Here is a 12,054-nt window from a genome sequence, read left to right on the forward strand (position 1 = left end):
GGCTCAGCCCGGCCGACGCCCTGCTCGAAGGAGTCGCATGTTCGCCGTCTACGCCGGTCAGATCCACCCCGAGAACCCGCTCGAGGGGCTGGTGGTCGGGGAGCGTCCCGACCCCGAGGTGCCGGACGGGTGGACCACGGTGACGGTCAAGGCGGCGTCGATCAACCACCACGACGTGTGGAGCCTGCGCGGCGTCGGCCTGCGCGAGGAGTCGCTGCCGATGATCCTCGGCTGCGACGCGGCGGGCTACGACGAGGACGGCAACGAGGTGCTGGTGCACGCCGTGGTCAGCGACCCGTCGTGGCGCGGTGACGAGACGCTCGACCCGAAGCGGTCGCTGCTGTCGGAGCGCCACCAGGGCACGTTCGCCGAGAAGGTCGCGGTGCCGACCCGCAACGTCGTGCCGAAGCCGGCGGGTCTGTCCTTCAGCGAGGCGGCCTGCCTGCCCACGGCCTGGCTGACCGCCTACCGGATGCTGTTCACACAGTCGGGGCTCAAGCAGGGCGACACCGTGCTGGTGCAGGGCGCCGGCGGCGGCGTCGCGACCGCGCTCATCACGCTGGCGCGCGCCGCCGGCTTCCGGGTGTTCGCCACCAGCCGCGACGAGGACAAGCGTGCGAAGGCGCTCGAGATCGGTGCGCACGAGGTGTTCGAGTCCGGCGCACGCCTGCCCGCCAAGGTCGACGCGGTCATGGAGACGGTCGGCGCCGCCACCTGGTCGCACTCGGTCAAGTCGATGCGCCCGGGCGGCACGATCGTCATCTCCGGCGCGACGTCCGGCGACGCGCCGAAGGCGGCCGAGCTGACCCGCATCTTCTTCCAGCAGATGCGCGTGCACGGGTCCACCATGGGCACGCGCGACGAGCTGCACGCGCTCGCGCAGTTCATGGACGTCACCGGCACGCGCCCGCTCATCGACAGCGAGATCCCGATGGCCGACGCCGCCCAGGGCCTGCAGCGCGTCGTCGACGGCGACGTCTTCGGCAAGATCGTCCTGACCCTCTGACCTGCGGCCCGGTCGCCGGCGTCAGAGGACGCCGGCGGCCAGCAGCGCGCTCGTCGCGCCCAGCAGCACGGCGAGGAACAGCACGTTCACCACGGTGAACAGGCGGAGGAACGCTCCAGTGCCGCCGGGGCGCAGCAGCTGGTAGCGGCGCAGGGTGATGAGGCTCGCCAGCGACGCCACGACGGTGCCCACCCCGCCGACGTTGACGCCCAGGAGCAGGGCCCGCCAGTCGTCGGTGAACGGCGCGTAGATCAGCGCGGTGGGCACGTTGGAGATCAGCTGGCTGCCTGCCACGCTCCACAGGAGGACGTGCTCCTGCAGCAGGTCCTGCAGGAAGCCGCTGGCCTGCGGGACGCGCTCGAGGTTGCCGGCGAACACGAAGAACAGCACGAACGTGGCGAGCAGGCCGTAGTCGACCGACCGGAGCGCCTGCCGGTCGACGACGGCCACCACGGCGACCACCGCGAGGCCCGCCCACACCGGGAGCGCGCGCACGACGAGCGCGACCGCCACGGCGAACAGGACGAGGTGGACGGCCGCAGGTCGCCACCGCACCGGCGTGCGCGAGGTGACGGGTCGGATCGCTCCCCGCGGCACGCGCAGGCACGCCAGTACCAGCAGGGCGATCGACAGCGCGAACGGGATCGCGAGGACGGCGACGAGCTGACCGACGGACAGGTGGAAGTACTGGTAGAGGAACAGGTTCTGCGGGCTGCCGAACGGCGTGATCATGCCCCCGAGGTTCGCCGCGACGGTCTGCAGCACGAAGACGTAGGCGAGGTGCTCCTCGTCGCCCGTCGCGCGCAGGGCGAGCGCGGACAGCGGCAGGAACGTCAGCAGCGCCATGTCGTTGGTGATGAGCATCGACCCGAGGGCGGTCAGCAGGACGAGGCCCACGACGAGCGTCCGGCGCCCGCGCAGCACCCCCACGACCCCCTGCGCCGCGGCGGTGACGAGGTGGGTCCGGTCGAGCGCGCTGATGACGGTCAGGAAGCACCACAGCCCCACGAGCGTGCGGTACTCGGGATAGTGCAGGTACTCCGCGCTCGGCGGCACCAGCACGCACGTCAGGGCGGCGGCGACGGCCGTCGCGGTGAGGAAGGGGTTGGCGGTCAGCAGGTGCCGGGCGCGCGTCGCGAGGCCGTGCTCAGCCATCGTCGTCCTGCCCGTCGTCGGCGAGCACGTGCCGCAGGTAGCGTCCCGGGGCCTCGAGGTAGGCGCGCCAGTGGCTCACGAGGTCGAGCGACTCCCAGCTCGTCTCCCGCAGCCCCCACGGACCGACCTCCAGGATGCGGGCACCGGGCAGCGACGCGACGACGGGGGAGTGGGTCGCGCACAGCACCTGGCCGCCGCCGGCGGAGATGTCGTGGAGGGTCCGCAGCAGCGCCAGGCTGGAGGAGAACGACAGGGCGGCCTCCGGCTCGTCGAGGCAGTAGAAGCCCGGGGAGTCGAAGCGGCGGCGCAGCACCTCCAGGAACGACTCGCCGTGGCTCATCGCGTGCAGGTCGGGCCCGCCCACACCCTCCTGGTACGTGTACCAGCCGTGCATCGTCTCGGCGCGCAGGAAGAACCCCCACCGGCCCGCTCCCACGCCCCGCTGCAGCGTCAGGGCGGTGTGCAACGTCGACTCGCTCGGTCGGGAGCTGTGCTGCCCGTGCGTGCTGCCACCCTCGGGCGACAGGCCGTACGCGATCGCGACCGCCTCGACGATCGTCGACTTCCCCGCCCCGTTCTCACCGACGAGGAACGTGACGCCCGGCGGGAGGTCCAGCCCCTCCCGCAGCACCTGCTGGACGGCGGGGACGTCGTCGAGCCAGGGGTCGAGACCGCCCGAGCGCTCCGGGATCACCCGGACCACCGGCGGCTGCTCGAACCTCACCGGGACAGTGTGGCAGTGGGGGCCGATCGAGACGTGCTCAGCCATGTCCTCCGCTGGTCGAGTAGCGCCGGCGGCGACACCGCTGGTCGAGTAGTGCGGAGCCGCGAGGGACGAGCGTGGTTCGCGCGTATCGAGACCACTCTGCAGCGGTTCGGCGGCAACACCTCGCGCCTGGCGGGGTCTGGACGTTTGCCAGGTCTCGATACTGCTGGACCGGCTTCGCCGGTGCACTACTCGACCTGCCGATCTCGTTCGCGCCCCCGCGAGCGGGAGGTGCCCCCAGCAGAGCTCGCTCAGAGATCGTCATCATCGAGGCGGGCTAGCCAGGTGGCCAGCCGCTCGACCGGGACCTCGAAGTCGGGGTGCAGGTCGACGAACTCGACGAGCCGGTCGGCCAGCCACGCGAAGGAGACCTCCTCCTCGCCGCGACGGGCCGCCAGCTCCTCGATGCCTCGGTCGGTGAAGTACACGGGTCAGGCGAACGCCGCGTCCATCAGCTCACGCTGCTCCGCGTCGTGCCGCGACTTCGAGCCCACCGCCGTCGTCGACGACGCCGGGCGCGACACGAGCGTCAGCGCACCGGACGCCACGGCGTCGGGGTAGTGGAGCGCGGCGTCGGGCCACGGACCCTGGTTCGCGGGCTCGTCCTGCACCCAGCGGACGTTCTTCACACCGCTGAAGCGGGCGAGCTCGGTCTTGATCTGCTCGACCGGACGCGGGTACAGCTGCTCGAGCCGGACGATCGCCGTCGTCGGGTCGTCGCCCTGACGCTTGGCGCGCTCGTCGAACAGGTCGTGCGCGATCCGGCCCGAGCACAGCAGCACCGTGTCGACCTTCTCCGCGTCGACGGAGTCGTCGCCGATGACCGGGCGCCACTGCCCGGAGGTGAACTCCTCCGGCTGCGACGCCGCGCTCTTGCGACGCAGCAGCTGCTTGGGCGTGAACACGATGAGCGGGCGGTGCTGGCCCTCCAGCGTGTGCCGCCGCAGCAGGTGGAAGTACGACGCCGACGTCGACGGCTGCGCGATCGTCATCTCGTCGTTCGCGGCGAGCTGCAGGAAGCGCTCGATGCGTGCCGACGAGTGGTCCGGTCCCTGGCCCTCGTAGCCGTGGGGGAGCAGCAGGACGACGCCCGACTTCTGGCCCCACTTGGTCTCGCCCGAGGAGATGTACTCGTCGATGACCGACTGGGCGCCGTTGACGAAGTCGCCGAACTGCGCCTCCCACAGGGTGAGCGCCTCGGGACGCGCCACGGAGTAGCCGTACTCGAAGCCGAGGGCGGCGTACTCGCTGAGCAGCGAGTCGTAGATGTAGAACGTCGCCTGCTCGTCCCCGACGTGGGAGAGCGGGGTCCACTCGCTGCCGTTGTTGCGGTCGATGATCGTGGCGAAGCGCGAGGAGAACGTGCCGCGACGCGAGTCCTGGCCGGCGAGGCGCACCGGGCGACCCTCCAGCAGCAGCGACCCGAACGCGATGATCTCGCCCGTGCCCCAGTCGATCGGGCCCGTCTCGATGGACTGGGCACGACGCTGCAGCTGCGGGAGCACCTTCGGGTGGACGGTGAAGCCCTCCGGCACGGACGTGTAGGCCGACGACACGGCCTTCATGACCTCGGGGGACACGGCCGTCTCGAGCGCGCCCTCCTGCTCCGGCTTCTCCGGGTAGTCCGGGGTGCGCGTGTAGTCGGTGTCGGAGGAGGTGGCCTCCTTGACGTCGGCGAAGTTGCGCTCGAGCTGCGACTGGTAGTCCGCGAGGGCGGCCTCGGCCTCCTCGATGGTGATGTCGCCACGACCCACGAGCGCCTCGGTGTAGAGCTTGCGCACCGACTTCTTCGCGTTGATCGTGTCGTACATCAGCGGCTGCGTGAACGACGGGTCGTCGCCCTCGTTGTGGCCGCGGCGGCGGTAACAGACCAGGTCGATGACGACGTCCTTGTTGAACGTCTTGCGGTACTCGTAGGCGAGGTCGGCGACGCGGATGCACGCCTCCGGGTCGTCGCCGTTCACGTGCAGGATCGGCGCCTGGACCATGCGGGCCACGTCGGTGCAGTACGTCGAGGAGCGCGACGAGGACGGGCTCGTCGTGAAGCCGACCTGGTTGTTGACGATCACGTGGATCGTGCCACCCGTGCGGTACCCGCGCAGCTGCGAGAGGTTGAGCGTCTCGGCGACGACACCCTGTCCGGCGAACGCGGCGTCGCCGTGGACGAGCACCGGCAGCACGGGGAACTCGGCACCGCGGTTCAGGCGGTCCTGCTTCGCCCGGGTGATGCCCTCGAGGACCGGGTCGACGACCTCGAGGTGCGACGGGTTGGCGGCCACGGACACCTTGATCGTGTCGCCGTGCTCGGAGCGGAACTCGCCCTCGACACCGAGGTGGTACTTGACGTCGCCGGAGCCCTGCACCGTGCGGGGGTCGATGTTGCCCTCGAACTCACGGAACACCGTGCCGGCGCTCTTGCCCGCGATGTTGACGAGCACGTTGAGGCGACCGCGGTGGGCCATGCCGATGCAGACCTCCTCGAGGCCGTCGGCGGCTGCCTCCTCGCAGATCTCGTCGAGCAGCGGGATGGTGGTCTCGCCACCCTCGAGGCTGAACCGCTTCTGGCCGACGAACTTCGTCTGCAGGAACGTCTCGAACGCCTCGGCCTGGTTGAGCTTCAGCAGGATGCGCAGCTGCTCCTCGCGCGGGGGCTTGGTGTGGCCCACCTCGATGCGGTCCTGCAGCCACTGGCGCTCGCCGGGGTCCTGGATGTGCATGTACTCCAAGCCGATGGAGCGGCAGTAGGAGTCACGCAGGACCCCGAGGATCTCGCGCAGCTTCATGAAGCGCTTGCCGGTGCCGCTCGCGAACGAACCGGTGGCGAACTCGCGGTCGAGGTCCCAGAGGGTCAGGCCGTGCGACGCCGTGTCGAGGTCGGGGTGGCTGCGCTGGCGGTACTCCAGCGGGTTCGTGTCGGCCATGAGGTGGCCGCGCACGCGGAACGCGTGGATCAGCTCGAGCACGCGCGCCTGGCGGTGCACCTCGTCGTCGTGGCTGACGGCGATGTCCTGGGCCCAGCGGATGGGCTCGTAGGGGATCCGCAGCGCCTGGAAGATCTCGTCGTAGAACCCGTCCTCGCCCAGCAGCATCTGGTGGATGCGGCGCAGGAACTCGCCGGACTGCGCACCCTGGATGACGCGGTGGTCGTAGGTCGACGTCAGCGTCATCATCTTGCTGACGGCGAGGTTGGCGATGGTGTGCTCGGAGGCGCCCTGGAACTCCGGCGGGTACTCCATCGAGCCGACGCCGACGATGACGCCCTGGCCCTTCATGAGACGCGGCACGGAGTGGTTGGTGCCGATGCCGCCGGGGTTGGTGAGGCTGACCGTGGTGCCGAGGAAGTCGGACACCTCGAGCTTGCCGTCGCGCGCCTTCTTGACCATGGCCTCGTAGGCCTGCCAGAACTGCGCGAACGTCATGGTCTCGGCGGCCTTGATCGACGGCACGAGGAGCTGGCGCTCGCCCTTGGCGTTCTTCGTGTCGATGGCGAGACCGAAGTTGACGTGCTCGGGCTTCAGCTGGACCGGCTTGCCCTTCTCGTCGGTGTCGTAGCCGGTGTTCATCTCGGGCATCGCGGCGATCGCCTTGACCACGGCGTAGCCGATGAGGTGGGTGAACGAGACCTTGCCGCCACGCGCGCGGGCGAGGTGGTTGTTGATGACGATGCGGTTGTCGAAGAGCAGCTTGACCGGCACCGAGCGCACGCTCGTGGCCGTGGGGACCTCGAGGCTGGCGTCCATGTTCGCGGCGGTACGGGCCGGGGCGCCCTTCAGCGGGATGCGCTGGACCTCGCCCGGACCCACCGGCTGCGGCGCGGCCGACGTGGCCTTCGGGTCGGCGGAGCGTGCGGAGGGGCGAGCCGCCTGCGGCTTCTTCTCCGGTGCCTTGCTCTCAGCAGGCTTGGCGGGAGCGGGCTCGGCCTTCTTCGGCGCGGGCGTGGACGGCGCCTGCGCAGCGGGCTCGGGCTTCTTCTCCGGAGCCTTGGCCGGCTCGGGCTTCTTCTCGGCGACCTTCGCGGCTGCCGGTGCAGAACCGTTCGTGGACGTGCCGTTCGTGGACGACCCGTTGCGGGCGGCCCCGTTCGCGGACGGGGTGCTGCCGTTGCTGCGCAGGAGCGCCGCGCCGTCACCCTCCTCGAAGAACGTCACCCAGGTGGGGTCGAGGGAGGCGGGGTCCGCCTTGTACTGGTCGTACATCTCCTCGACGAGCCACTGGTTCGTCCCGAAGTCGGGGGTTGACGGGTCATGTGAGGACTCGGCCACGGCCTCGATCGCCTCTTCCGGTTGGTTCCCTGCGCACTTGGACACGGTGCGACTCAAGACTAGCGCGACGCCGGTCGGGACCGACGGCCTGGTTCGCGTGCCCCGAGCCGTGTCGACACCCTCCCACGACCGGCCGTCGCGCGCACCGCGTCAGGGCGGTGTCCGAGGGACCACGACGTCCTTCAGCGCACCTCGAGGAGCACGTCGTCGAGCCCGTGGAACCGGGCGAGGGAGAGCGCCTCCTCCCGGAGCGCCGCGCGGGCGGCTCGCGGGACCGCGCCACCGACCGTGACCTCGACCTCGAGCCGGCCGCCGCGCACCTGGCGGCGCCAGCCGCCGGCCAGCCGGCCGTCGAGGACGACGAGCCCCTGGGACGTCATCGCGACGTCGTACGCGGGACCGGCCTCGGCGCGGACCTCGGCGTCGCGCACGTGGGAGATCAGCTCGTCGAACTGCGACAGGAGCAGCGCGGGTGGCACGGGGCCGTCGGTCTCGGCGTCGACGTCGGTCCAGAGCGCGCGGCCGTCGCGCTCGCCCTCCACGAGGCCGGCGTCGGCGAGGGCGCGCCGCGCCTGGCGGAGCGTCAGGCTCGACCACCACGCGAGGTCGGCCGCCGATGCGGGTCCGTGGCCGCGCACGTAGGTGGCGGCCAGGCGTGCGCGGGCGGCATCGACGTCGGGGACGGGCGGAGTCGGGGCGAGGGGACGGTAGCGGTGCGGCCCGCCGGGGTCGCGTCGGCCGGCCACCTCGGCGCGCAGCTCGGCGACCATCACGGCGTGGGCGAGCAGGTCGCCCCGCAACGACAGGCCGGCGTCGTCGAGCCGACGGGCGACGTCGTCGCGGGTGCAGCCGGGCGCCTCGCGCACGGCCAGCACCACCACGTCGGAGGCGGCCAGCAGCGTGGTCTCGTCGAGCCCCTGGCGACGGACGTGCGGCAGCACCTGCGCCATCACGCGGTCGCCCGTGGCCGCCGCGACCCATGGCAGGTCGTCGACGTGGAGGAGGTGCCAGGTCGTGCGGAGCACGTGGGTGCGCACCACTGCGCCGCGGTCGAGCGCGTCGACCACGTCGTCGACCGACGCGGCGGCGCACCGTCGTCCGACGCTCCACGGGACGGTGGTGTGCTCCTGGGCCTGCACGGCGCCGAGGTGGCGCACGACCGCGACCGGGTCCGGCAGCGGCTCGCCGACGAGCCGCTGCGCCAGGAGCCGCGTGGGGGCGAGGGACTGGTGCACCCCCACAGCGTGGCAGGTGCCAGGGACAGGACCGGCCGGTCGCGTGGCAGCATCGGCGCATGCGGACCCCCATCCCGGACTACCTCGCCCAGGTGCTCGAGGAGTGTGGCGGTGACGACGGTGCGGTGGCGGACTACATCCCCGAGCTCGCGCAGGCCGACCCCGACCGGCTGGCGATCGCGGTCGCGACGCTCGACGGCGTGGTGGCCACGGCTGGCGACGCCGACGTCGCCTTCTCGATCCAGTCGATCTCCAAGCCGTTCACCTACGCGCTCGCGATTGCCGACCAGGGCCTGGAGGCCGTCGTCGAGAAGATCGACGTCGAGCCGTCGGGCGACGCGTTCAACGAGATCTCGCTGGAGCCCGGCTCCGGGCGTCCCCGCAATCCGATGATCAACGCCGGCGCGATCGCGGCGCACGCCCTGGTCGAAGGATCCGGTGCCGACGAGCGCTTCGAGCGCGTGCGCTCCTTCTACTCCCGACTGGCGGGGCGCGAGCTGGGCGTCGACGAGGCGGTGTTCGACTCCGAGCTGGGCACCGCCGACCGCAACATGGCGATCGCCTACATGCTGCGCACCGTCGGGACCCTCGAGGGCGACCCGCCGGACGTCGTGCGCGGCTACACGCGTCAGTGCGCCGTGTCGGTGACGGTCCGCGACCTCGCCCGCATGGCCGCGGTGCTCGCGGGGCAGGGCCGCGCGCCCGACGGGGAGCAGCTGCTCGAGCCGCAGGTGGCCCGCCAGGTGCTGAGCGTCATGGCCACCTGCGGCATGTACGACGCCGCCGGCGACTGGCTCACGACGGTCGGCATCCCGGCCAAGAGCGGCGTGGCCGGCGGCCTGATCGGCGTCCTGCCGGGCCAGGTGGGCATCGCCGTCTTCTCCCCGCGCCTCGACCGGCACGGCAACAGCGCCCGGGGCGTGCGCGTCTTCGAGCGGCTGTCGCGCGACATGGGCCTGCACCTGATGGAGGTCTCCGACGTCGCGCGCTCGGTGGTGCGGCGGGTCGAGCGAGGTGCCTCGAACGTGGCGGTGCACGAGGTCGCGGGCGACCTGCGCTTCGTCGAGGCCGAGCGCGTGCTGCGCAGCCTGGAGGAGGAGCCGGAGGGCGAGGCTCCCGTCGTGCTCGACCTCGAGCGGGTGCACCGGGTCAACGACGTCGCGCGGCGCATGCTCCTGGAGGGGGTGCGCCGGCTGCACCTCGACGGTCACGACGTCCGGCTCGTCGACCCGTCGGGCGTGCTCGGGGGCGGCGACGGCCAGGGTCCCGACGCAGGCGACGGCTACGTCCCCGAGGTGTTCGAGGACGCAGCCGCCGCCGTGGGGGAGTGAGCGGGCTCAGCTCTCCAGCGTCGCGTCGAGGGTGATCTCGTCGACCGACGCGAGCGCCTTGCTGAGCGGGCAGCCGGTCTTCGCGGCCTCGGCGGCCTCCTGGAAGGTGGCGTCGTCGACGCCCTCGACCTCGCCCCGCACGGTGAGCGCGATCTTCGTGATCTTGAAGCCGCCGTCGGCGTCGTCCTTGCCGAGGGACACGTCGGCCTTGGTCTCGATGGAGTGGACCGTGCCGCCCTTCTGGCCGAGCACCGCCGTCAGCTGCATCGTGTAGCAGGCCGAGTGCGCCGCGCCGAGCAGCTCCTCGGGGTTGGTCGCGCCGCCCCCGTCCTCGGAGGAACGCTTCGGGAAGGACATCTCGAACGTGCCGAGGCCCGAGCTGGTCAGCTCGACCTGACCGGTTCCGTCCTCGAAGCCGCCGTCCCAGGCGGTGCGAGCAGTGCGAGTAGGCATGGTGTCTCCTGCCGGTGGGTGGGATGTGTACCACCGACGCTACGAGCGTGGAGAGGTCCCGCAACCTGATCCGGGCGACGACAGCCCGTCAGGCGAGCGTCAGGTCCTTGAACCAGGAGTCGGTGACGTAGTCGGTCTCCCACCCCATCGACAGGTACAGCTGGTCGGCCGAGGTGGGGGAGTCGGCGTCGACCTCCAGACCCACCCGGTCGCGTCCACGTCGGACCGCGTCGCTGATGACCGTGGCGAGCAGCGACTTCGCCACGCCCCGACCACGGGCGTGCCGGTTGACGCCGATGTACTCGACGTAGGTTCCCTCGGGGCCGTCGTGCTTGCCGGGCAGCACCGAGCACACGACGGTGCCGGCCGGCACCTGCTCGCCGTCCTCGTCGGTGACGTAGGCCAGCCACCACTGGTCCCAGCGGTGCCCGGGCTCCTCCCGCATGCGCTGCACGAACTCGGGGAAGGACTCGCGGTAGTTGTTGAAGTGGTCCTCGAAGGACGTCTCCAGCATGTGGTGCACGGTCTGCAGGTCGGAGGCGACCGGGAACCCGTTCTCGTGCTTCTCGACGGTGCGCACGACGACGCCCTCGCGTGGCTCCAGGTCGGCGTCGCCGTCGCGCACCGGTCGCTCCATGTGCAGCCAGGTGCGTCGCTTCGCGTACCCGGCCTGCTCCAGCCAGCCCGCCTGGCGGGAGTCGTCGGCGAACGGGCTCTCGTCGAGGCGCGTCTCCGTGATGCCGCGGATGCGCGCCATGAGGATCGCCACCTCCTCCGCCCACGCGTAGAGGACGCGCGCGATCTCGTCGACCTCCGCGACGTCGCGGTCGAAGTAGCCCCACACCAGGGCGCGTCCCGCGGCGCGGTCGTGGACGGTGATCCAGGCGACCGGCACGTCGTCGGTCCCGACGGCGACGAGCTGCCGCCGCGTCCAGGACGCCTGGCCGGCGACCTCGTTCTCGATACCGGCCGGGTCCACGTGCGCCTCGCCCGTGCCCTGCAGCTCGTCGAGGTGCCGCAGACGCACGAGGGCGTCGACGTCACCGTAGGTGGGGACGCGCGCGGACCAGGGGCCGGGCAGGTCGGGGACGTCGATCTCGGTCGGGGCGGTCTCGTCTGCTGGGCTCATCGGGTCACGAGTCTCCCACCTCCGCCGTCTCGCGCGCGTCGGCCCTGGGGGGAGGTGGGGGTCGGGGCTGGCTGCGGTCGTCCTGCTGGTGCGCTGTCTGCTCGGGTCTGGGGTTGGTGGTGCGCCGCCTGCGCTCGTCGTGACCTTGCTGGTGCGCTGCCTGCGGTCGTCGTGACCTTGCTGGTGCGCTGCCTCGGCTTTCGCTGGGGCTGGTCTCCGAAAGGGCCTCGACCGGGCGGCTGGGCGCGAGGTGGTCTGGGTTCTCGGGCTGTGGCCCGCGTGGGACCCAAGATTCTGCATTTGTGCGTGGCTGGCCCAAGATGCTGCGTTTGCGCGTGCCGTCGGTGGATCGGCCACCTTCTGGGCGCTGTTCAGGTGGCAGATCCACCGACGAGGGGGCCAGACGTGTGAAGGATTCTTCCTTCTCGTGGACCGTTCCACGAGAAGGAAGAATCCTTCGTCCCCCCAACCCAAAGGGCACCCAAGACTCTGCCTTCGCGCGAGTCAGATCGAACGCTTCTGCGTTCACGACGGGATCCCGTAGCAAACGCAGCATCCTTCGCGATTCCGCACGCGAACGCAGCATCTTGCGTCCCACAGCGCGGGCCACAGCCCGAGACCCGGAACCGACCCCCGCCCAGCTGCCCGGTCGAGGCCCTTTCGGAGGCCACCCCCAGCGAAGGCCGAGGCAGCGCACCAACAAGCACAGCCCAACTA

9 protein-coding genes are annotated in these 12,054 nt (G+C 71.4%); 2 read left to right on the forward strand and 7 right to left on the reverse strand.

What is annotated here, in order from left to right:
- Positions 1 to 37 precede the first annotated feature (37 nt).
- Positions 38 to 1,006, forward strand: coding sequence for a zinc-binding dehydrogenase (locus AC3WRM_RS01290; protein ID WP_492246741.1), 969 nt, complete (start codon positions 38 to 40; stop codon positions 1,004 to 1,006).
- Positions 1,007 to 1,027: 21 nt separating this feature from the next.
- On the opposite strand, the gene AC3WRM_RS01295 is transcribed toward AC3WRM_RS01290, so the two are convergent.
- The 5 genes from AC3WRM_RS01295 to AC3WRM_RS01315 all read right to left on the reverse strand — a co-directional run bounded on the left by AC3WRM_RS01295 (position 1,028) and on the right by AC3WRM_RS01315 (position 8,424).
- Complete coding sequence (locus tag AC3WRM_RS01295) at positions 1,028 to 2,161, reverse strand: SLC13 family permease (protein ID WP_492246740.1); 1,134 nt, start codon at positions 2,159 to 2,161, stop codon at positions 1,028 to 1,030.
- Entirely contained in the window at positions 2,154 to 2,885 is a 732-nt protein-coding gene (locus tag AC3WRM_RS01300; protein ID WP_492246739.1) for an AAA family ATPase, read from the reverse strand. Before AC3WRM_RS01300 ends, AC3WRM_RS01295 begins: the two co-directional genes overlap by 8 nt.
- Positions 2,886 to 3,178: 293 nt before the next feature.
- Entirely contained in the window at positions 3,179 to 3,355 is a 177-nt protein-coding gene (locus tag AC3WRM_RS01305; protein ID WP_492246738.1) for a DUF6104 family protein, read from the reverse strand.
- 3 nt (positions 3,356 to 3,358) lie between these two features.
- Positions 3,359 to 7,123 carry a multifunctional oxoglutarate decarboxylase/oxoglutarate dehydrogenase thiamine pyrophosphate-binding subunit/dihydrolipoyllysine-residue succinyltransferase subunit gene (locus tag AC3WRM_RS01310; protein ID WP_492247074.1) on the reverse strand — a complete coding sequence of 1,255 codons (3,765 nt, stop codon included), beginning with the start codon at positions 7,121 to 7,123 and terminating at the stop codon, positions 3,359 to 3,361.
- A 248-nt stretch (positions 7,124 to 7,371) separates the two neighbouring features.
- A complete protein-coding gene (locus AC3WRM_RS01315) occupies positions 7,372 to 8,424 on the reverse strand; it encodes a winged helix DNA-binding domain-containing protein (protein ID WP_492246737.1) in 1,053 nt (350 codons plus the stop codon).
- 59 nt (positions 8,425 to 8,483) lie between these two features.
- Here AC3WRM_RS01315 and AC3WRM_RS01320 point away from each other — a divergent pair, with 59 nt between their 5' ends.
- On the forward strand, positions 8,484 to 9,755 hold the full coding sequence (locus AC3WRM_RS01320) for a glutaminase (protein ID WP_492246736.1): 1,272 nt from the start codon (positions 8,484 to 8,486) through the stop codon (positions 9,753 to 9,755).
- 6 nt (positions 9,756 to 9,761) lie between these two features.
- Here AC3WRM_RS01320 and AC3WRM_RS01325 read toward each other — a convergent pair whose 3' ends face one another.
- Both AC3WRM_RS01325 and AC3WRM_RS01330 read right to left on the reverse strand, forming a co-directional pair.
- Positions 9,762 to 10,208 (reverse strand): OsmC family peroxiredoxin, encoded by a 447-nt coding sequence (locus AC3WRM_RS01325; protein WP_492246735.1) that lies wholly within the window; start codon positions 10,206 to 10,208, stop codon positions 9,762 to 9,764.
- Between the two features lie 88 nt (positions 10,209 to 10,296).
- Positions 10,297 to 11,337 carry a GNAT family N-acetyltransferase gene (locus AC3WRM_RS01330; RefSeq protein WP_492246734.1) on the reverse strand — a complete coding sequence of 347 codons (1,041 nt, stop codon included), beginning with the start codon at positions 11,335 to 11,337 and terminating at the stop codon, positions 10,297 to 10,299.
- Positions 11,338 to 12,054 lie beyond the last annotated feature (717 nt).

Source organism: Aeromicrobium sp. EU05-FHT14F07 (assembly GCF_058790455.1).

Excerpts from the sequence above, each read along its gene's own strand:
- AC3WRM_RS01290 (WP_492246741.1), top strand. The coding sequence starts at position 38 with ATGTTCGCCGTCTACGCCGGTCAGATCCACCCCGAGAACCCGCTCGAG.
- AC3WRM_RS01295 (WP_492246740.1), bottom strand. The coding sequence starts at position 2,161 with ATGGCTGAGCACGGCCTCGCGACGCGCGCCCGGCACCTGCTGACCGCC.
- AC3WRM_RS01310 (WP_492247074.1), bottom strand. The coding sequence starts at position 7,123 with ATGTACGACCAGTACAAGGCGGACCCCGCCTCCCTCGACCCCACCTGG.
- AC3WRM_RS01320 (WP_492246736.1), top strand. The coding sequence starts at position 8,484 with ATGCGGACCCCCATCCCGGACTACCTCGCCCAGGTGCTCGAGGAGTGT.
- AC3WRM_RS01325 (WP_492246735.1), bottom strand. The coding sequence starts at position 10,208 with ATGCCTACTCGCACTGCTCGCACCGCCTGGGACGGCGGCTTCGAGGAC.
- AC3WRM_RS01330 (WP_492246734.1), bottom strand. The coding sequence starts at position 11,337 with ATGAGCCCAGCAGACGAGACCGCCCCGACCGAGATCGACGTCCCCGAC.